Source organism: Marinifilum sp. D737 (assembly GCF_026672275.1).
Classification (GTDB): Bacteria; Bacteroidota; Bacteroidia; order Bacteroidales; family Marinifilaceae; genus Marinifilum.
The window spans coordinates 36,671-57,542 of record NZ_JANQCD010000030.1; the positions used below are offsets into that span (position 1 = coordinate 36,671).

Sequence of the window (20,872 nt, forward strand, 5' to 3'; positions counted from 1 at the left end):
TTGTAGAACGCAAAAACTACTGAAATAATAAGTATTTTTTGTCGTTAATGAACTATTGACTTTTAATGACGATAGCCAACCCAAAAGAAAACAGACTCGAATGAAATCAACTAATTTTTTTAAAAGCAGATTCTTTTTAATTCAGTTAGGCATTGCTTTACTAATAACAATTGCTATTGTATGGATTACTCTTTCAGGATTAAAATGGTATACACATCATGGCGAAAAATTAACCGTTCCAAATTTGTATGGAACAAGCCTCGAAGATGCTGCCAAAACAATAGATGAAGAAAATCTGCGATTCACTGTTTACGATTCAATTTACAATCCGAAATATGAGCCGGGAACTATTTTGGATCAAAGACCTGTGGCCGGAGCTATTGTAAAACGAAATCGAAATCTGTTTTTAACCATTAATGCGCACCAACCAGAACAGGTACGTTTCCCAAATTTAGTTGACAATTCGTTCCGTCAGGCTTACGAGTTACTTATTACCAATGGATTTAAAATTGGTCGATTAGAATATGAAAAAAGTCAATTTTTCAACTTGGTACTTTACCCTAAATACAAAGGCGATTCAATCGGATCAGGAAGCATGATAGATAAAGGTGCAACCATTGATTTGGTATTGGGAAGAGGTAATACATTCGGAGTTTTGGCTCCCAATTTAATGGGAAAAAACAATACCCAAGCCAAGGAGAAAATAATCATGTCAAATTTAAATGTTGGCAAGATACAATTCGATGAATCAGTTAAAAGTCAAATTGATTCTATACAAGCAAAAGTATTCAAACAATATCCAGCTTACAACGAAAATCGAAAAATTCGTCCAGGGAACAATATTGATCTTTGGCTGACAAAAGATACTCTTAAGCTTCAACATGCAGATTCGCTGCTTCAACAAAGATTAGGCAAATTGCTTTATTAAAACACAGCAAAAGTAATGACACAAGAACCAAAAGATAATATCAACCCGGAAGAGGAATTAGATAATAATCAGGAAGTATTCGAACATTTTCGTTTTGAAGTTGATCCTGGACAAAGCATGCTTAGGATCGACAAATATTTGGTAGACCGAATGCAGAATGCTTCACGAAATAAAATTCAGGAAGCTGCTGATGCCGGATGTATCAATGTTAACGACAAACCTGTTAAGCGTAACTACAAGGTAAAACCGAACGATATTATCACCATTGTTTTGAGCTATCCTCCACGCGAGATTGAAATCATTCCTGAGGATATTCCTTTAAATATTGTATATGAAGATGAAGCCTTCCTGATTGTTAATAAAAATCCAGGTATGGTGGTTCATCCATCTTACGGACATTATTCCGGGACTTTGGTAAATGCCCTTGCACATCATCTGAAAGATTTGCCACTTTTTAATTCAAAGGATCCTAGACCAGGTTTGGTACATCGTATCGATAAAGATACATCTGGTATTTTGGTAATTGCAAAAACCGAAGAAGCCAAAACCAAACTTGCATTACAATTCTTCAACAAAACCAGTGATAGAAAATATCGCGCTTTGGTTTGGGGAAATTTGGAAAACGACGAAGGAACAATTACTGGTCATATTGGAAGAAATTTAAAAAACAGAAAAGTTATGGATGTTTTTCCTGATGGAGAATATGGAAAGCATGCTGTAACTCACTATCGAGTACTGGAAAGATTGGGATATGTAAATTTAGTGGAGTGTATTTTGGAAACAGGACGAACTCACCAAATTCGCGCTCACTTCAAGCATATCGGCCATCCTCTTTTTAATGATTCTGATTATGGTGGAGATCAAATCTTAAAAGGAACTACCTTTACCAAGTACAAACAGTTTGTTCAAAATTGTTTTAAAATTTGTCCAAGACAAGCATTACACGCTAAAACTTTAGGTTTCGATCATCCTACAACAGGAGAATACATTTCTTTCAATTCGGAGATTCCTGAAGACATGAGCAGTGTAATTCAAAAATGGAGAGATTATACAGCTAGCAGAGAAGAATAACAAAGTACTATACACCCATGAAAAGAAACATTGCTGTAATAGCAGGAGGAGACTCAGCCGAGATTGTAATTTCACTTCAAACGGCCGATCATATTTTCAATACTCTTGATAAAGATCTTTACAATCCATACTTAATTGAATTAAAAGAATTAGAGTGGAATGTAAAAATTGAGAATGAATCCTACCCTATCGATAAAAATGATTTTAGTTTTACCAAGAATGGAATTAAAACAACATTCGATTTTGCATACATTGCAATTCATGGTACTCCAGGCGAAAATGGGATTCTTCAGGGATATTTACAACTATTAAGAATTCCACACTCAACTTGTGATGTTTTAAGCAGTGCATTAAGTTTTAACAAACATGCCTGTAATTCTTACCTAAAAAGCTTAGGTTTCGATTTTGCAAAATCGGTTCTCCTAAAGAAAGATGAAGAATATTCTATTGAAGAAATTCATGCAAAATTAGGAATGCCTTGCTTTGTTAAACCAAATGCTGATGGTTCAAGCTTTGGAATTTCAAAGGTAAAACAAGTTGAGAACTTAAATGAAGCCATTGAAAAAGCATTTAAGGAAGGGAAAGAAGTTATTATAGAAGAGTTTATTGATGGATTAGAATTCACTTGTGGTTTGGTAAAAACCAGAAAAGAGAGTTTAGTATTTCCCGTTACCGAAGTACTTCCAAAGAAAGAATTCTTCGATTTCGAAGCCAAATATGATCCAAATATGGCGGAAGAAATTACACCAGCACGAATTTCTGAAGAGTTGTCAGATAGAATTCAAACCATATCTTCCCAAGTTTACGATGCCCTAAAATGTAAAGGCATTGTTCGCGTAGATTATATGATCAAAGAAGATGAAATTTTTATTCTGGAAGCCAATACTGTTCCAGGTATGACTGCCAACAGTTTTATCCCTAAACAGGTTGCTGCTATGAATCGTGAATTAAAAGACATCTTAACTTTAGTTATCGAAAATGAATTCCTATAAGCATTTTAAAATAGCTTAAACCACTGATTAGGAAAGTTTTATAAATTCACAGAAAAATGAAAAAAAATGTATTTTTTTTCATTTTTTTTTACGCGTACGAAAGGCCTTATTTTTAGGGATTCTTTCCTTTTTTATGAAAATAACTACCTGAAAACTAAGCTAAAACTATTAGAACATCACGAACTTTTTACAAACTTATACGTAATAGGATATAGATTTTAATGGATTATTTTTCAATTCATTATTTCATAGTTAAATTTTAGGGTTAGTAATAGAACATTACAAGGAGGCAGGGGCAGCCTCCTTGTTTTTTTTGCCCTTTTGCGAATAAAAAAATCCGATGAGAAACTCACCGGATTTATATATCAAATTATCTTATTGACTAATTAGTCTGCATCAATGTACTCTTCGTTGTATACTTCCAAAGGTGCACATGTACACATTAGGTTACGATCACCAAAAGCATCATCCACACGACCAACTGTTGGCCAGAATTTGTTATCAGCAACCCATTTTAATGGATACACCGCCTTCTGACGAGTATAAGTGTGATTCCACTCATCTGCAGTTAACACTTTGTGAGTATGAGGAGCATTTTTCAATACATTGTCAACAGTATCAGCAACACCATCTTCAATTTCCTTCATCTCTTCATTGATCTTAGCCAATGCTTCAATGAAACGATCCAATTCTTCCAATGGCTCACTTTCGGTTGGCTCAACCATTAATGTTCCGTGTACAGGGAATGACAATGTTGGAGCATGGAATCCATAATCCATCAATCGCTTAGCAATATCAGTATCAGTAATTCCTACTGACTTGTTGAACTCACGACAATCGAAAATCATTTCGTGACCAACGCGTCCGTTCTCACCTGTATAAAGAATCTTAAAGCCTAATTTTTGGAATGAAGAAGACAAGTAATTGGCATTCAAAATCGCCATTTTAGTGGCCTCAGTCAAACCTTCAGCACCTAACATTGCAATGTAACCGTAAGTAATTGGCAATACGCTTGCAGAACCAAACGGAGCAGCAGCTACAGCAGTAATTGCATTTTCCCCACCAGTTTTCACACATTTGTGAGATGGTAAGAATTGTACCAAATGTTCAGCAACGCCAATTGGACCAACACCAGGACCTCCACCACCGTGAGGAATTGAGAATGTTTTGTGTAAGTTCAAGTGACAAACATCAGCGCCAATTAAACCTGGATTAGTTAAACCAACCTGGGCATTCATGTTTGCACCATCCATGTACACCTGACCACCATTCTCATGAATAAGATTCATCATTTCCTTAATTCCGGTTTCGAATACACCGTGAGTAGATGGATAGGTAATCATGTAAGCACATAAATCTTCAGCATGCTTTTCAGCTTTTGCTTTCAAATCATCAAACTCAACATTACCATTTTCATCACATTTTACAATAACAGGTTTCATTCCTGCAACTGTTACTGAAGCTGGATTAGTTCCATGAGCCGAAGAAGGGATCAAAACAACATTTCTGTGTCCTTCTCCACGAGAGATATGGTATTCACGAATCACCATCAGACCAGTGTACTCACCAGCAGCCCCTGAGTTAGGCTGCAAAGTACATCCAGCAAAACCTGTAATTTCCGACAACCATTTTTCAAGTTCAGAAATCATATCGGTATAACCTTCAACCTGATTCATTGGTACGAACGGGTGAATTCCTCCAAATTCAGGCCAGCTCATTGGCAACATCGAAACTGCAGAATTCAATTTCATTGTACAAGATCCCAATGAAATCATAGAAGTATTCAAACCGATATCTTTCTTCTCAAGATTTTTCATGTAACGCATCATTGCAGTTTCTGAACGATAGCGGTTGAAAACGTCAAGAGTTAAGAAATCACTTGTTCTTGAGAATTTACCATCAAAGTAAACCTTCTCTTCTACTTCTTTTGCCTCAACTTCTTTACCAGCAGCTTTAGCAAAAATATTTAAAATGGTATTGATCTCTTCTTTGCTGATTTTTTCATCAGAAGAGATACCTACAGTTTTTTCATCAATGTAACGGAAGTTCATTTCAGCCTCTAAAGCTGCATTTCTGATATCTTCCATTGCAACTCCTTCAGGAAGCACAACCTCAATTGTATCAAAGAAGTTTTCTATATTTTGTGTGTATCCTAAAGCTTTTACTCCTTCAGATAATTCACCTGCACCAGCATGGATGTGTTTAGCAATTCTGTTTAAGCCTTCAGATCCATGGTATGCTCCGTAGAAACCTGCCATAGTTGCCAACAATGCCTGAGCAGTACAAATATTAGAAGTTGCTTTTTCACGCTTAATATGTTGCTCGCGAGTTTGTAATGCCATACGAACTGCATGATTTCCCTGAGCATCTTTGGTTACCCCAATAATACGCCCTGGAACATTACGTTTGTAGGCTTCACGACATGCTAAATAAGCAGCGTGAGGTCCACCATATCCCATTGGAATACCAAAACGTTGAGTTGTACCAACAACGATATCAGCTCCCCATTCACCTGGAGGGGTTAACAATACCAAACTCATTAAATCTGCAGCAACCGAAACCAAAGCTTCAGCAGCGTGAGCTTTCTCTACGAAATCAGCATAATCTTCGATACTACCGTTTGCAGCAGGATACTGTACAATAGCACCAAAAACAGTTTCATCAAACTCGAATGATTTATAATCACCAACAATTAACTCAATTCCAAGAGGATTTGCACGTGTATTTAATACATCAAGAGTTTGAGCATAGATGTTTTGATCTACAAAAACTTTATTAGCTCCAGCTTTTTTCTTAGCGCGAGAACGAAGTCCCATCATCATGTACATCGACTCGCCAACAGCAGTAGCTTCATCCAAAAGAGAACAGTTAGCCAATTCCATTTTGGTTAAATCCAACACCATTGTCTGGAAGTTCAAAAGAGCTTCCAATCTACCTTGAGAAACCTCTGCCTGATATGGAGTATAAGGAGTATACCAACCTGGATTTTCTAAAATATTTCTTTGAATTACAGCAGGAGTAATTGTATCGTAGTAACCTTGTCCAATAAAAGTTCTGAACAATTTATTCTTAGCAGCAATTCCTTTAATCTTCGCAAAATATTCATACTCCGATAAAGCTTCTGGTAAATCCAGATCTTTTCCCAATCTAATATCCGAAGGGATAGTTTCTTCGATTAGGGCTTCCAATGATGGAGCACCTACAGTTTCCAACATGGTCTCAATATCGCCGTTGCGAGGACCAATGTGACGAGAAACAAACTTTTCGCTTGCCATATTGTTGTTTATTTAGTTGTTGTTGTTTATAAATAAATTTGATTGTAAAAGTAGCAAAAGATTTAAATTTTCAAGTAGTAAAATAAGCTTTTAAAACGCTGTTTTTTAACATTCCTTCGCAAGTAGAACAATCAACTTAACCTTTTGTTTTTTAGATTAATACAAAGATGACTTTTGTCATATTTTAACTTGGGTTTTTAATCTCGAACATGTTAATAATTTTGTTTAGTCTATCAACAATCATTAAAAAAGAAAAAGCCCCTTCAAAAAGAAGAGGCTTTATATCTATGAAACTAAAATTATAATCCTTTCAGAAACACATTGTTGTTGCGTTCGTGACCAATTGTTGTCGATGGACCATGACCAGGATAAACCTCTACATCATCAGCAAGAACCAATAGTTTCTCCTTGATTCCTCCGATTAATTGTTCGTAATTTCCGTAAGGAAGATCTGTTCTACCAATACTTTCGCGAAATAAAACATCACCAGCAATCACAAATTTTTGTTCTTCGTTGTAAAACACAACATGTCCCGGCGAATGTCCCGGTACATGCAATACTTTTAATTCAGAATTTCCAAATTTGATTACATCACCATCTTTAATTGCTTCGCCCATTGCAGGAGGTTCGACAACATTCTCAAGTCCTAAACGCACCGCATAATTAGGAGCTTCTGCCAACAAAAATTCATCATCTTTATGAGCACAGGTTAGTAAATTAAACGTGTCTTTCATAAACTGATTACCCAAAACGTGATCGATGTGCAGGTGAGTATTTAATTGTTTTACCAACTTTAACCCTTTTTTTTCCACAAAATCGATTAATTTTTTTCCTTCTTCTTCGAAAAACACTCCACAGTCAATTAAAACTGCTTCTCCTGTTTCATCATGTAATATATAGGTATTTTCTTGCCAGTGATTAAACACCAATGTTTCTATCGTAATCATATTTGTTATTTTTTGTAGCCCAAATTTACATTTATTTCAACGAACTAGAAATATGTAATGATGAAAATCTAATGAGAACTAGTTCCTCTTAACTCAAAGCGATCCATTACTTCATAAACTGGTCCCTGTTGAGTAAGTTTACTTTCCATTAAAACAAATTCTGATATAAGTATTTCTTCATCTCTCCAACTTTCATGAGATTCCAGGATACTTTTTACTTTATCAGGATTTTTAACACCATATTTTATTCTGCCAATGGTTAGGTGTGGTGAAAATCTGGTATCAGGAAATTCAACTATATTTTGCAAATGCTTCAAAATTTCATCTCTCAACTGATACATCATATCATCAGTATTAACACCTATCCACAACACTCTTGCTCTGTTAATAGATGGGAATGCACCCAAGGAGTTTAATTGAATTCGAAAAGGGAGAAATTTTGCTGCACATGTCCTTAATCGATTTTTTATCAATTCTATTTTTCTTATATCAGTTGCACCAATAAACCCAAAAGTAATATGTAAGCCTTTAAAATCAACCCACTTTATCCACTCATCCTTTAAATCTACCTGAACTTGTCGAAAAATCGCACGAATTTGATCGGTATTATTTATCTTTATTGCTATGAAAATACGTTTGGTTTCCACTTGAATCTATGAGTTAAATAATTTATACCAATATTACATCAAAGTAAAATTGGTATTATAGTTTCGAGTCCACAAATTATACAAAATAATCTGCATCTAAATATTTAAATCATATCAACATGAACTCAAAGAAAAAATTTGCTGTCGTATTAGCTGGTTCGGGCGTTTACGATGGGTCTGAAATTCACGAAGCTACTTTAATATTATATGCCATTTCGAAAAATGGTGGCGAATACGATATTTTTGCTCCTAATATCGATCAATATCATGTTATCAACCACATTACTGGCGAGGAAATGGCCGAAAAAAGAAATGTATTGGTTGAAGCGGCTCGTATTGCACGAGGGAATATTAAAGATTTAAAGGAATTCGATGCTAAGGATTATGATTCTATTCTTTTCCCTGGCGGATTTGGCGTTGCAAAAAACCTATGTACATTTGCTTTTAAAGGTCCTGAATGTGATGTAAATCCAGATGTTGAGACTGCATTGAAAGCCATGTATGAAGCTGGAAAACCAATTGGAGCATTGTGTATTGCACCTGCCCTAATTGCTAAAATACTTGGCAAAGTTGAAGTTACCATCGGACAAGATATGGGAACTGCAGAGGCAATTACATCTTTAGGTGCAACACATGTGAATACTGGTCATGGTGAAATTGTTTTCGATAAAAAAAATAAAATTGTAACCACACCATGTTATATGCTTGATGCAACAATTGCTCAAATTGGTGAAGGAGCCGAAAATGTTGTAAAAACAATAATGGCTCTATAATAATTGACACAGAAAGTTCAGAATATTAAAATGGAAGTACGCATAGTTTACAAATGCGTACTTTCTTTATTATTGAAACAATGAAGAACAGAAATACCAAAGATCCTGGCGAAAACCATATTTACCCTTTTATTATATCGAATATTTTAGTGTTTGTAGGGATATTTTTCAGCTTAAATTCTGCTCCCGAAGTAGCTATTATTTTATACTCCATGTCGCTTAACTTGTTTATTCACTGGCTTGGATTTTACAGTTCTACAAAAAAGAAAATTGCTCGTTTTTCTGAGTACTATAATAATTTAATGATTGGCATTTTCTGTGTTTCATCGGTAATTCCAGTTTTTATATTAATGATATCATTGGTCTTGGAATTCCCCGTTTCGAATTGGACCCTTTTATTGATTTCGCTACTACTGAGTTTTGTTTTCAAGTTTAGCTTGCACAAATACTTTTCATGGGAATCGGTAACCGAAAAACTGATGAACCGGTACAGAATGAGTATTGAACAAGAACGAGACGATCATTTTAAGATTCTTAAAGCACATCTCGATACCAATCCTGAAAAGTTTAAGGAATATATTGAGAAATCGCAGCTATTCGATGATAGAATTGAAAAACTATTCTAATTATTTCAGGAAATAAGCATTGCGCACATATTAAAAGGATTTCCGAACTGTGCAGAAAATTTACCTATGTGTTCGGAACCATTTCTTTTGCGCTCGAAAACTTCCTTTTGGAACGTAGCGGATAAGGCGGTGGCAACTCCCTGTTTTTAATTCGATCTAAAATTTCTTCTACCATCCAATCTTTTCCTAAAGGGTCGTACTCTGCCTTTAACGAAGTTCCAAACATCGCTGCAATTGATTGCCAAAACACGGCTGTTACCGATCCTTTTAACTCCTTTAAATGATAATAACTACTATTTCCCGATTCTCGGTCAATCAGTTTCATTAATAGCTTTCCCTGGGAAATCTTCAGTTTCATTAATGGCTTTTTGTACTCTTTCATCAAGCCTTTGTATTCTTTCCTGATTAATTTCCTGCGTTCCTTTTTACTATGCACATTTTTCAATTGTTCATTTAGTCGAACAATGGTATTGTTGGCTTCTTCGGCATATGGGTAAACAATTCTTACATTGCGAACCGTACGCCAATATTTGCGTGTACTGCGGTAATGTTTTCTTTTTCTTTTCTTGTATCTTTTAACATTTATTTCATCGAGGTTTACATGCAAATTTGTATCAGCAAAAACCACAGTATCCGGCACAAAATTGGTTCTAACTTCAGCATAAGTTTTTGCATTTGATTCTGCACCCAACAAAATCAAAATACCACACATTATTAATATGCCTAATCCAATTAATTGCTTCACAATTCAAAGTTAATCTTTCTATCTTTAAAGAAATTACCAAAACATACTATCATGCAAAAATTTATTCCCCTGTTTCTATTGCTGATTTTTTCGATAAATGGTATTGCTCAAGATCGAATAACAGGATTCAATTTTGCAACTCGCTCAGAAGTAATTGCTCAAAATGGAATGGCTTGTACCAGTCAACCATTGGCAACACAAGTGGCACTTGAAATTCTCAAATCGGGTGGGAATGCGGTTGATGCAGCCATTGCTGCCAATGCAACTCTCGGATTAATGGAACCCACTGGATGTGGAATTGGTGGTGATATTTTTGTAATTCTTTGGGATGCAAAAACAAAAAAATTGTACGGATTAAATGGAAGTGGCCGCTCACCCAAATCACTTACGCTAGATTATTTAAAGCAAAATACCAATGGAAAAATACCCGCATATGGCCCACTACCTGTTTCGGTTCCAGGTTGTGTTGATGGCTGGTTTTCCATTCACGAAAAGTTTGGTAATATGGATATGAAAGAGATTCTTAAACCAGCTATTCGATATGCACGCGAAGGCTTTCCTGTTAGCGAACTCATAGCCTATTACATGAACCGTTCAGCAGAAAAGCTGAAAAAATATCCAGGCTTTGCAGAAACCTATATGCCAAATGGAAAAATGCCAAAAAAAGGAGAAGTTTATAAGAATCCATACCTGGCAAACACCTATGAAAAAATAGCCAAAGGTAGTCGGGATGCATTTTACAAAGGCGATATTGCCAAAAGCATTGCAAAGTACATTAAAGAACAAGGCGGATTTCTTTCTTACGAAGATTTAGCCACACACAAATCGGAATGGGTTGATCCTATATCAGTAAATTATAGAGGATATTCGGTTTGGGAATTGCCGCCAAACGGACAGGGAACTGCCGCCCTTCAAATTCTTAATATCTTAAAGTATTACGATATTGCCAAGATGGGATTTGGCTCAACGGATTACTTACACACTTTTATTGAAGCAAAAAAGTTGGCATTCGAAGATCGTGCAAAATTCTACACCGATCCTGATTTTTCAAACATTCCTATAAAAGCATTAATTTCAAACGAATATGCATTGGAGCGAAAAGAATTAATCGATCCTAATAAAGCTGCTAGAGAATATCCTGCTGGAGAATTGGAACAAGGCAATACAATTTATCTTACCGTTGCTGATAAAGAAGGCAATATGGTATCACTAATTCAAAGTAATTATCGAGGAATGGGATCGGGAATGACACCTGAAGGTCTTGGTTTTGTTCTTCAGGACAGAGGGGAACTTTTTAGTCTGGATGAAGGTCATGCGAACGTGTATGCTCCCGGGAAAAGACCATTTCATACCATCATTCCTGCCTTTATTACAAAAGATGAAAAACCATACATCAGTTTTGGTTTGATGGGTGGTGCCATGCAACCATAGGGACATGCTCAGGTAGTAGTTAACCTAATTGATTTCGGAATGAACCTGCAGGAAGCAGGAGACGCACCACGAATTCGACATGAAGGTTCGTCGCAGCCAACTGGCACAAAAATGAAAGATGGTGGCTGGGTAAACCTTGAATCGGGTATTACATATCAAAGCATAAGAGAATTAATGCAAAAGGGCCATAAAATAAAATATAGCACTGGTGGATTTGGTGGATATCAGGCCATAATGTTTGACGAAAAAAACAGTGTATATTATGGTGCTTCTGAATCAAGAAAAGATGGTCAGGCTACTGGTTACTAAAACTTGATTAATCAACATTTATTTACATAAGTGGCATTTTTAATTAAATACACAAAAATCCCCTATTTATCTAGATTAATAGGTATTTGTGGAGATTTTAAAAAACATGAAATTTACTTAAGACTATTTTTTGGGATGCACTTAATTTTTACTTCTTTTGCAAATCACAATATAGTACAACAAACAAGTTTAAAAAAGACATAACAGATCGGGCATGACTAAGTATGTAGAATTAAATGTTAGATCGGAGATTGGTGAATTAGAGGGAGTAATCCTTCATACTCCGGGTGCAGAAGTCGAAAATATGACTCCTGAAAATGCCGAAAGAGCACTTTATAGCGATATTTTGAACCTTGCTGTTGCAAGAGAAGAATACAAGCAGCTAAGTGGTGTTTTAGGAGAAATTGCACAAACTTACCAGGTTAAAGATCTTTTGGCTAATGTTCTGAAGAACGACAAAGCAAAAGAGGCTGTTATTGATAAAATTTGCCTAATGGAACCTCAGGTAGGTGTAAAAGGCAATACCTATTGTATTAAAGATTATTTGTTGGATCAGGATGCAAATGAATTGGCTACTCTTTTAATTGAAGGTGTGCCACTAAAGCGAGATAACCTTACCAAATTTTTGAGCAAGGAACGTTTTGCAATGCGTCCGCTTCACAATTTCTTCTTTACTCGCGATGCTTCAATGTCGGTATTGAACGAAGTATTGATTGGTAAAATGGCTAATGGCGTTCGCGATCGCGAATCATTAATCATGCAATCAATTTTCGATTATACTCCAGGCTTTAATACAAAAACGGTAAATCCAATCGATAATCCATCAGTGGATCCTAATTGTATGATTGAAGGCGGCGACGTTCTTATCGCTCGCGATGACATCTTGGTTATTGGTAATGGAACAAGAACTACAACTCAAGGAATTGATTTTATTCTTGCTCAGCTATTATCGCAAAAAGAGGAAAAACAACGTCACATTTTGGTACAGGAATTACCAAGTCAACCAGAATCATTCATTCACCTTGACATGGTATTTACACTGTTAGATGTTGATAAATGTATGGTTTACGAACCATTAATCATGCGTCCAAACAAATATCAAACTGTACACATAACGATCCAAAATGGAAAAGTGCTTGATATTAGAAGAGAAAACAACCTTCTTGAAGCATTAAAAAAATTAGGTATGGATCTTAAGCCAATTTTCTGTGGTGGAAATGGTGATCCTTGGAACCAGGAAAGAGAGCAATGGCACAGTGGTGCGAACTTCTTTGCTGTAGGTCCTGGTAAAGTGGTTGGTTATGGTCGAAATATCCATACCATGGAAGCGATGAACAAAAATGGTTTCGAAATTCTTCGTGCAAAAGATATCATTCGTCATAAAGTTGAACTTTCAGATTACGAAAAATATGTAATTACCATTGAAGGTTCTGAACTACCTCGTGGTGGTGGTGGTGCACGATGCATGACAATGCCAGTACGTCGTAAACCAGTTAATTGGTAAGAAATTACACAAAATACCATATAAAGGAATCCCATTCGGATTCCTTTTTTTATTTTTGTTCCGCAATAAAGAATACAGAACAATAAAATGAGAAAATTAAAGAACAGCGAATTAGATCGCAAAAGCCTGGAAGAATTTAAAGCATCAGATAAAACTCCAATTGTTATCGTATTGGATAATGTGAGGAGTCTAAATAATATTGGTTCTGTATTTCGTACTTCGGATGCCCTTTTGATTGAAGCTGTTTATTTATGTGGCATTACCGCAACTCCTCCACACAGAGAATTGCACAAAACAGCATTGGGGGCAGAAGATTCGGTACAATGGGAATATTTTAAGAACACCGAGGATGCGGTTACAAAATTAAAAGAAAATGGATTTGATATCTACTCTGTTGAGCAAGCTGAGAATAGCGTATCTCTGGAAAATTTCGAGACCAATCCTAACAAAAAATATGGATTAATTTTTGGCAATGAAGTGAAAGGAGTACAACAAAAAATTGTTGATGCCTCTGACGGATGTATTGAAATCCCTCAATTTGGAACCAAACACTCCTTCAATATTTCGGTAAGTTGTGGTATTGTTCTTTGGGACTTGTTCTCTAAAATGAACTATCAGAAATAGCCTAAAGGTTAAATTCTAAAGTAATAATCGTTCCTGGAAAAGCCTTCTCATACTCTTTTGAGAAGGTTCGTTGTTTTACCTGTTTCCAAACTGCTGTTCCCGACAAGATCTGAATCTTTCCTTGGTTTTGTTGAACAAATTGCCTGATGGTAAACAAACCAATTCCTTTGTGATTCCTCTTAAACGTAGTGGTTCCATTTTGCACAGCCCATTCAACAGCTGCTATGGGATGATTGCTTGAAGATATATCAACAAATGACTTCCCTTTGTTAACAATGGTAACAAACAACTTCTTGTTGTATACCGAAAAATAATGCGATATAAAAACCTCACGACATTTACTATGCACAAAGGCATTTCTGAAAACCTCGGCAACACAAAGTTCTATTGCCATTTTCAAATGCTGATTTAAGCTAATATCCGGTCTTTCAGGAAATATTTTGGTTTCCAGATACTCTGATAAAGCTCCTTCGTCTGGACTTGTAAAATTCTGACATTTGATTAAGTGCTTCCATAAATCTTTCTTGGCAGCACCATTCACCAATTTTTTTGTATTAAATAGGTTATCAATTGGTTCCTGAATTCCAATTAAGCGCGGCTTATTTTTCTTCTTCTCCAAGCCAGAAATTAAACAACCTAAAACTGAAAACAAGTTAGATTCAATAACTTTTGTTTCCTCAAAGTTAAATACGATTTCTTCACCATAGCATTTTTTTGTTTGATGATACAAATCGGTAAAAAATACTACACCCTGAAAGTTATTTGTTAGCTTCTGAGGAATTGTAATCTCCATCTTTTTATCCTTGTTTAATTCCTAAATAAGAATCGTCTAAGATAAAAAAATAGAATAAATATTTTAGGTATCTAAACAAAAAAAGCGATCCTAAAAAGGATCGCTTTTCATATATCTTGTAATTTTTAATTACTCAACGATAGCTTTGAATTTAGCATCTTCAAATACTTTAGCAAATTCCATATCAGACTTCGCTACTGATTTTAAAGAAGCATCTTTAGCTACTGCAGTTTCAAGGTTAGTGAAAACTAAGTTATTGTTATCAGTTCTCGCACCTACTACAGCTTTTAGGTAGTATACCATTGCAGCATCGCTAGTGTTAGCGTTTAATTTTTCAAGAGCTACATTGTTCTTACCAGCTAAAATGTTAGCTAAAGCAGCGTTTACTGATGGACAATCACCGAAGTGCTTCACAGCAGTATCGTAATCAGCTTTCATGATAGCAACAATACCTTGGTTGTAGTTAACTTCTTTACCAGCACCAGTTGCAGCACCAAAAAGAACTTCTGCTTCAGCAACATTACCGTTTACTAACTCAACAGCACCTAAGTTGTTTTTCACAACTGGGTTGTTTGCAGAAAGTTTATCAGCTTTTTCGAAGTTAGATTTAGCGTCAGCTACTTTACCCATACCGAATAAGATCATACCTGCATCGTTATAACCTCTCCAGTCTTTAGAGAATTGCTTCTTAGCTGATTCGTAAATTTTCAATTTATCGTCAGCAGACTTCACTAAAGTAGCAGAATATAATAATTCTTCAACGTTTAGTTCAGAAGGGTTGTTCATACCAAGATCTTTCAATTCAGCGTCAGACTTACCAATAAGGTCAACGTTAACAGTGAATTTAGCTCTTCTTAATTTAGGAAGTACTTCTTTCTTAACATCGTCGAAAGCAGCAGAAATGTTTCTGATTTCTTTTTCACGTACTTCAGGATCTGAGTACATAGAAAGAACACGTAGAATCAACTCTTTATCTTGGATGTTAGAAGCTTTCATTAATTTTTGGAAACCTTCCCAGTCTTCTGGAGTAACTTTAGATTTGAAGAAATCATCAGCTGCATACTCAGTCATTTTACCTCTCTTCATTTCTTTCTTGATGTACTTAGAAGAAGAAACTTCACGCTTACCAGCTAATTTCTCGTTCCAATCTTGCTTACCATCTGGAGATGCATATGCAGAAACTTCAACTCCTTTGTATTCTTTCTTTTCGTCAGCTTTAACTGCGTCTAAGTAAGCTTTAAGAGCTTTAACATCTTCAGCTTTCATTTCTGACCAACGAACTTGTGAGCTGTTGATTAGGTAGTGAAGATCTGCCTCTTGTGTTTCTGGAATAATTCTTTGGAATGCATCTTTACCCACGATATTCATTGGGTTATTTTGTACCAAAGTAGCAGTAGCAACTACACCATCAGCAATTTTGTAAGGATCGAATTCAACTGATTGCTCACCTTTGCTAGCAGTCATTCTAACTTCTAAGTCAGAAATTCTCATTGCTTGCTCGTAAGGAACTTTACCTGTATAGGTAATAGTTTTTCCAGTTTCAAAAGGAACTACAGTATTGTTTCCTTGAACTTTCTCGCCTTGTAAAGTTTTTGATGCGAATGCTTTTTCACCACCTTCGAACTTCAAAACAGGAGTTGCAACAAGAACGGCTTTTTTATTAAAATATCCGCCTGGAATGTTAACAACAACTTTTACATCAACCATATCAGCGTGTGCTTCCAAAACTTCAGGAGTCACCTGATACTTGATATCGCTTGCTTCTTTCTTCATTTTATTAAGACCAGCACAGCTTGTAAGTACCAATCCTGCTAAAGCCAAAGAAGCTAAGGAAATAACCTTTGATCTTTTCATAACAACTACTTAATTATTTTAACTTTTAAAATTATATTCTAGTTCAAAAACAAATTTAAGAAAATTTTATGCAAATTAAATTTATTCCGTCTTTTTATTTGGATTTTCAGGGCTTTCAGAGAATTATCCTATTTAAACCTTGTTTACATTCGGTTTCGAAAATTGCCTTGGTAATTTTCTCATAATCACTTTCTTGATTAACAAAGTCGATATTATTGGTATCAATCACCAAAAATTTATGACCTTGTTGTTGTTTAAAGAACTCAAAATAACTGTCTTGTATCTTTAATAGATATTCAGCAGTAATCTCTTGTTCATATTCTCTTCCTCTCTTTTTGATATTCGATAATAGTTTCTCTACATTGGAATGCAGGTAAACATACAAATCGGGTTTAGGTAAGGAATTGTAAATGATATGAAAAAACTGACGATACAAAGTATATTCATCATCCTGGAGAGTTTGCTTTGAGAATATCAAGGATTTCATAAAATAGTAATCCGAAATGGTAAAAGATTTAAACAAATCACGCTCGCTTAATTCTTTCTTCAGCTGATTGTATCTATCTGCCAGGAACGACATTTCCAATGGAAAGGAGTATTTATCAGGATCTTTATAAAATTTTGGCAAAAAAGGATTTTCAGCAAACTGCTCTAGTATCAGTTTAGCATTCCGCTCCTCTGATATTTTATGTGAAAGAGTCGTTTTCCCGGCACCAATATTACCTTCAATTACGATAAAATTATAATCCATTAAAAATGTATTTGCGTTTTTGGAGTCATAAAAATAGAAAATGAAGGGCAAATATCAGGCTTTTTTAAAAAAAGAAAGAGCCAATTTTGATAAAAAAAATCAACACCAACTTCTTAATTCTATAGTCAGTTATTTTTGAGCAAGTTAGAAATATCTTATAATTGCTTTCCTTTTCGTTTGCATTCCCGATCTTTTCTATTGCCTAAAATGTTACCCACAATCATCCCAACACCAGCACATAAGAAAAAAACAGTCGGATTAAAATGATAAAACATCCCATAAGTTAATAACAAGCCAAAAACAACTCCTACCAATGCAAATATGGCTGAGTAGGTATAAGTAAAATGATGGATTTGATAAACTCCATGCTGATTTTTCAAGTGTTTTAAAAGTTTTTCTACGCGCTTTTCATATTCACTTCTATTTACACCAGATTTGTTGATCAAACGATCCAAATCATCAATGATTTTTTCCAGCTCTACTTTTGCATATTTACAATCCAAGCAAGACGTTTGACTATTCAAAAATTTGGCAATGCGTTTCAATTTCTCAATCTGATAAAATCGAAAATCTTTTACAGATATAAAATCCTTTACTTGTTCATCTACTTTTTCAGATATCTGATCTACCCAATTGTTTTCCATCTCTTCCTTTCATTTACATTGCTAAAATAGACAAAGCATATACAAAAAAAAATCCCGGGAATAATTTCCCGGGATTAAGAATAAAAATATATCGATTATTTATTTTCTTCTTTTTTCTTTCTTTCTGGTTTTGGTAATAATACTTTTCTTGAAAGTTTAAGTTTACCAGATTTTGCATCGATATCGATTAATTTAACTTCTAATTCCTGGCCTTCTTTCAACACTTCATCTACTGTTTGTAGTCTTCTGTGTTCTATTTCAGAAATATGAAGCAATCCATCCTTACCTGGAAGAATTTCAACAAAAGCACCAAAAGTAACAATTGATTTTACCTTTCCTTTGTAGATCTCTCCAACTTCAGGAACAGCAACAATACCTTTTACTCTTGCTACAGCAGCATCGATTGATTCTTTGTTATCTGCAGAGATATCAACCACACCTTTGCCATCAACTTCTTCAATTACAATAACTGCACCAGTTACTTCCTGAATTTCCTGAATGATTTTTCCACCAGGTCCGATAACAGCACCAATCATATCCTTAGGAATATCCATAGAAACGATACGTGGAGCATGTGGTTTCAAGTCTTCTCTCGGCTCCTCAATAGTTTCACCAATCTTATCTAAAATATGAAGACGACCTTGACGAGCTTGTTCTAAAGCCTGAGCCAATACTTCATAAGGAAGGCCATCAACTTTAATATCCATTTGAGTAGCTGTAATACCATCTCTGGTACCAGTTACTTTAAAGTCCATATCTCCAAGGTGATCTTCATCACCTAAGATATCAGAAAGAACAGCATATTTTTCAGCACCTGCAGTAGAAATTAATCCCATTGCGATACCGGTAACAGGCTTCTTAATCTGAATACCTGCATCCATTAATGCTAAGGTACCAGCACAAACAGTAGCCATTGAAGAAGATCCATTTGATTCTAAAATGTCAGATACAACACGAATTGCATATGGAGAATCAGCTGGAATCATTCCCTTTAATGCACGGAAAGCAAGGTTACCATGACCTACTTCACGACGGCTAATACCACGTGAAGGGCGAGCATCTCCAGTTGAAAATGGAGGGAAGTTATAGTGAAGAACGAACTTTTCTTTTCCTTGGTACAATACGTCATCTACAATCTTTTCATCAAGTTTAGTACCTAATGTAACTGATGTCAATGACTGAGTTTCACCACGAGTAAATACTGCAGAACCATGAGCGCCAGGAAGGTAATCGATCTCAGACCAAATAGGACGAATCTCATCAGTTTGACGACCATCTAAACGCAATCTATCTTCTAACACCATATTTCTCACCGCTTCTTTTTCCACATCGTGGTAGTAACGGCCAATAAGTGTCATATTTATTTCTTCTTCCTCTTTTCCTTCAGAGTATTCAGTAACAAACTCTTCTTTAACAGCTGCAAAATCTTCAGCACGCTGGTGTTTGTTTGCATTCTTACGACGAGCAACTTCAAGTACTTTATCGTAAGTTTTGTCAATGATTAACTGACGTAATTCTTCATCATTATTTTCATGACAATATTCTCTCTTTTCAGTTTTACCAACTTCCTCAGTCAATTCAATCTGAGCCTGGCACTGAACTTTAATAGCTTCGTGAGCAATTTTGATAGCTTCTAGCATTTCAGCTTCCGAAACTTCATCCATCTCACCTTCCACCATCATAATATTTTCCATAGTAGCAGCAACGATCATATCAAGATCTGCAGCTTCTAATTCGGTACGAGTTGGGTTAATTTTAAATTCACCATCAACTCTTGCCACACGCACTTCTGAAATTGGCTCCATGAATGGAATATCAGAAACTGCAAGTGCAGCTGAAGCAGCCAAACCAGCCAATGCATCAGGCATGGTATCTGCATCTGCAGAAATCAAACTGATAGATACAAAAGTATCAGCATGATAATCTTCTGGGAATAATGGACGTAGAGCACGGTCCACAAGGCGGGATACTAAAATTTCGTAATCAGAAGGTCTACCTTCACGTTTCATGAATCCACCAGGGAAACGTCCTAATGCACTAAATTTTTCTTTGTAATCAACAGACAAAGGCATAAAGTCAACATCAGGTTTTGCGTCCTTAGCGGATACTACTGTTGCCAACAACATGGTCTTACCCATTTTTACTACTACAGATCCATCAGCTTGTTTTGCCAATTTCCCTGTTTCAATTGTGATGGACCTTCCATCACCCAATTCAATTATTTTTTCGATCACTTTCATCTTTTGTAGTTTATTTCAAACTTCATTTTTGGATAAGCAACAAGGTGTCGCCAATATATAAAAAGCAATCCCGATTGCTCGGGATTGCTTTAATATGATATTATTTACGAATATTTAAAGCTTTGATAATAGCTCTGTATCTTTCAATATCTTTTGCTTTTAAGTAATCAAGAAGGTTTCTTCTTTTACCTACTAGCAATTGCAGTGCACGTTGGGTACTGTAATCTTTTCTGTTGTTTTTCAAGTGCTCAGTTAAGTGAGCGATACGGTAAGAAAACAAGGCAATCTGAGATTCTGCAGTCCCAGTGTCTTTGTTAGACTTCCCGTACTTTTCGAAAAGCTCTTGCTTTTTCTCTGCTGATAAATACATAATTCTTATTTTAAAATTAAAATTGTTTTAAAAGATTGTTATTCACAATCAATTTGCAAAATTAAGCAATATTTTCTACAAAGCAATTTCTAAGGGGAAAAACATCCTATGAATTGAAGGAATTTTACTGAAAGTTAATATGATATGAGGACCTTATCATATTTTTTTGAGAATTAGTTTAACTCTTACGTTTTTTCAATCTTGCTTGGCATTCATTAAACTCTTATCACAAGTGATTATTTGGCTAGTAGTTTTAAGTTTAGAGCAAAAAAAAAGAGTCTCACTCCTCTTGGAATAAGACTCTTTTAAAGGTTGGCGTCGACCTACTCTCCCACATTTCTGCAGTAC

At 35.5% G+C, this 20,872-nt stretch carries 17 protein-coding genes and 1 pseudogene; 8 read left to right on the forward strand and 10 right to left on the reverse strand.

Annotated features, from left to right (window positions below; translation table 11 throughout):
- Positions 1 to 100: 100 nt before the first annotated feature.
- The 3 genes from NQ163_RS16055 to NQ163_RS16065 are packed head-to-tail and all read left to right on the forward strand — an operon-like array spanning position 101 to position 2,991.
- The gene (locus NQ163_RS16055; RefSeq protein ID WP_268191348.1) at positions 101 to 928 is read left to right on the forward strand and encodes a PASTA domain-containing protein; all 828 of its coding nucleotides are present in this window, start codon (positions 101 to 103) and stop codon (positions 926 to 928) included.
- Between the two features lie 15 nt (positions 929 to 943).
- A complete protein-coding gene (locus NQ163_RS16060; RefSeq protein ID WP_268191350.1) occupies positions 944 to 1,999 on the forward strand; it encodes an RluA family pseudouridine synthase in 1,056 nt (351 codons plus the stop codon).
- Positions 2,000 to 2,016: 17 nt separating this feature from the next.
- Positions 2,017 to 2,991, forward strand: coding sequence for a D-alanine--D-alanine ligase (locus tag NQ163_RS16065; RefSeq protein WP_268191351.1), 975 nt, complete (start codon positions 2,017 to 2,019; stop codon positions 2,989 to 2,991).
- A gap of 386 nt (positions 2,992 to 3,377) precedes the next feature.
- Here NQ163_RS16065 and gcvP read toward each other — a convergent pair whose 3' ends face one another.
- From gcvP to thpR, 3 genes are all read right to left on the reverse strand, one after another.
- The gene (gene gcvP / locus NQ163_RS16070) at positions 3,378 to 6,266 is read right to left on the reverse strand and encodes an aminomethyl-transferring glycine dehydrogenase (RefSeq protein WP_268191352.1); all 2,889 of its coding nucleotides are present in this window, start codon (positions 6,264 to 6,266) and stop codon (positions 3,378 to 3,380) included.
- A 299-nt stretch (positions 6,267 to 6,565) separates the two neighbouring features.
- Entirely contained in the window at positions 6,566 to 7,213 is a 648-nt protein-coding gene (locus NQ163_RS16075) for an MBL fold metallo-hydrolase (RefSeq protein ID WP_268191353.1), read from the reverse strand.
- Positions 7,214 to 7,281: 68 nt separating this feature from the next.
- Complete coding sequence (gene thpR / locus NQ163_RS16080; RefSeq protein ID WP_268191354.1) at positions 7,282 to 7,860, reverse strand: RNA 2',3'-cyclic phosphodiesterase; 579 nt, start codon at positions 7,858 to 7,860, stop codon at positions 7,282 to 7,284.
- Between the two features lie 119 nt (positions 7,861 to 7,979).
- On the opposite strand from thpR, the gene elbB reads away from it, so the two are divergent.
- Both elbB and NQ163_RS16090 read left to right on the forward strand, forming a co-directional pair.
- Entirely contained in the window at positions 7,980 to 8,633 is a 654-nt protein-coding gene (elbB, locus tag NQ163_RS16085) for an isoprenoid biosynthesis glyoxalase ElbB (RefSeq protein WP_268191355.1), read from the forward strand.
- Positions 8,634 to 8,713: 80 nt separating this feature from the next.
- A complete protein-coding gene (locus tag NQ163_RS16090; RefSeq protein WP_268191356.1) occupies positions 8,714 to 9,259 on the forward strand; it encodes a hypothetical protein in 546 nt (181 codons plus the stop codon).
- 64 nt (positions 9,260 to 9,323) lie between these two features.
- On the opposite strand, the gene NQ163_RS16095 is transcribed toward NQ163_RS16090, so the two are convergent.
- Positions 9,324 to 10,004: a DUF4294 domain-containing protein gene (locus NQ163_RS16095; RefSeq protein WP_268191357.1), complete on the reverse strand. Its 681-nt coding sequence runs from the start codon at positions 10,002 to 10,004 to the stop codon at positions 9,324 to 9,326.
- Positions 10,005 to 10,172: 168 nt separating this feature from the next.
- Between NQ163_RS16095 and ggt the strand changes: the two are divergent.
- The 3 genes and pseudogenes from ggt (at position 10,173) to NQ163_RS16110 (ending at position 13,872) form a co-directional block, all read left to right on the forward strand.
- Positions 10,173 to 11,744, forward strand: a pseudogene (gene ggt / locus NQ163_RS16100) (gamma-glutamyltransferase).
- 214 nt (positions 11,745 to 11,958) lie between these two features.
- Positions 11,959 to 13,248 (forward strand): arginine deiminase, encoded by a 1,290-nt coding sequence (locus NQ163_RS16105; protein WP_268191358.1) that lies wholly within the window; start codon positions 11,959 to 11,961, stop codon positions 13,246 to 13,248.
- A gap of 87 nt (positions 13,249 to 13,335) precedes the next feature.
- Positions 13,336 to 13,872 carry an RNA methyltransferase gene (locus tag NQ163_RS16110; protein WP_268191359.1) on the forward strand — a complete coding sequence of 179 codons (537 nt, stop codon included), beginning with the start codon at positions 13,336 to 13,338 and terminating at the stop codon, positions 13,870 to 13,872.
- Between the two features lies 1 nt (position 13,873).
- Here the strand turns inward: NQ163_RS16110 and NQ163_RS16115 are convergent, their stop codons facing one another.
- The 6 genes from NQ163_RS16115 to rpsO form a co-directional block, all read right to left on the reverse strand.
- Positions 13,874 to 14,665: a hypothetical protein gene (locus tag NQ163_RS16115; protein ID WP_268191360.1), complete on the reverse strand. Its 792-nt coding sequence runs from the start codon at positions 14,663 to 14,665 to the stop codon at positions 13,874 to 13,876.
- 129 nt (positions 14,666 to 14,794) lie between these two features.
- On the reverse strand, positions 14,795 to 16,519 hold the full coding sequence (locus NQ163_RS16120; protein ID WP_268191361.1) for a tetratricopeptide repeat protein: 1,725 nt from the start codon (positions 16,517 to 16,519) through the stop codon (positions 14,795 to 14,797).
- Positions 16,520 to 16,634: 115 nt separating this feature from the next.
- Complete coding sequence (locus NQ163_RS16125) at positions 16,635 to 17,270, reverse strand: deoxynucleoside kinase (RefSeq protein WP_268191362.1); 636 nt, start codon at positions 17,268 to 17,270, stop codon at positions 16,635 to 16,637.
- 155 nt (positions 17,271 to 17,425) lie between these two features.
- On the reverse strand, positions 17,426 to 17,914 hold the full coding sequence (locus NQ163_RS16130; RefSeq protein ID WP_268191363.1) for a hypothetical protein: 489 nt from the start codon (positions 17,912 to 17,914) through the stop codon (positions 17,426 to 17,428).
- Positions 17,915 to 18,009: 95 nt separating this feature from the next.
- Entirely contained in the window at positions 18,010 to 20,154 is a 2,145-nt protein-coding gene (gene pnp / locus NQ163_RS16135) for a polyribonucleotide nucleotidyltransferase (protein ID WP_268191365.1), read from the reverse strand.
- 100 nt (positions 20,155 to 20,254) lie between these two features.
- Positions 20,255 to 20,524, reverse strand: a complete 270-nt coding sequence (gene rpsO / locus NQ163_RS16140) for a 30S ribosomal protein S15 (RefSeq protein WP_110363274.1) — start codon at positions 20,522 to 20,524, stop codon at positions 20,255 to 20,257.
- Positions 20,525 to 20,872: the final 348 nt, after the last annotated feature.

Excerpts from the sequence above, each read along its gene's own strand:
- NQ163_RS16120 (WP_268191361.1), bottom strand. The coding sequence starts at position 16,519 with ATGAAAAGATCAAAGGTTATTTCCTTAGCTTCTTTGGCTTTAGCAGGA.
- NQ163_RS16065 (WP_268191351.1), top strand. The coding sequence starts at position 2,017 with ATGAAAAGAAACATTGCTGTAATAGCAGGAGGAGACTCAGCCGAGATT.
- NQ163_RS16055 (WP_268191348.1), top strand. The coding sequence starts at position 101 with ATGAAATCAACTAATTTTTTTAAAAGCAGATTCTTTTTAATTCAGTTA.
- NQ163_RS16105 (WP_268191358.1), top strand. The coding sequence starts at position 11,959 with ATGACTAAGTATGTAGAATTAAATGTTAGATCGGAGATTGGTGAATTA.
- pnp (WP_268191365.1), bottom strand. The coding sequence starts at position 20,154 with ATGAAAGTGATCGAAAAAATAATTGAATTGGGTGATGGAAGGTCCATC.
- NQ163_RS16060 (WP_268191350.1), top strand. The coding sequence starts at position 944 with ATGACACAAGAACCAAAAGATAATATCAACCCGGAAGAGGAATTAGAT.
- rpsO (WP_110363274.1), bottom strand. The coding sequence starts at position 20,524 with ATGTATTTATCAGCAGAGAAAAAGCAAGAGCTTTTCGAAAAGTACGGG.
- NQ163_RS16115 (WP_268191360.1), bottom strand. The coding sequence starts at position 14,665 with ATGGAGATTACAATTCCTCAGAAGCTAACAAATAACTTTCAGGGTGTA.
- NQ163_RS16125 (WP_268191362.1), bottom strand. The coding sequence starts at position 17,270 with ATGGATTATAATTTTATCGTAATTGAAGGTAATATTGGTGCCGGGAAA.
- NQ163_RS16110 (WP_268191359.1), top strand. The coding sequence starts at position 13,336 with ATGAGAAAATTAAAGAACAGCGAATTAGATCGCAAAAGCCTGGAAGAA.
- NQ163_RS16075 (WP_268191353.1), bottom strand. The coding sequence starts at position 7,213 with ATGATTACGATAGAAACATTGGTGTTTAATCACTGGCAAGAAAATACC.
- elbB (WP_268191355.1), top strand. The coding sequence starts at position 7,980 with ATGAACTCAAAGAAAAAATTTGCTGTCGTATTAGCTGGTTCGGGCGTT.
- NQ163_RS16130 (WP_268191363.1), bottom strand. The coding sequence starts at position 17,914 with ATGGAAAACAATTGGGTAGATCAGATATCTGAAAAAGTAGATGAACAA.
- gcvP (WP_268191352.1), bottom strand. The coding sequence starts at position 6,266 with ATGGCAAGCGAAAAGTTTGTTTCTCGTCACATTGGTCCTCGCAACGGC.
- NQ163_RS16090 (WP_268191356.1), top strand. The coding sequence starts at position 8,714 with ATGAAGAACAGAAATACCAAAGATCCTGGCGAAAACCATATTTACCCT.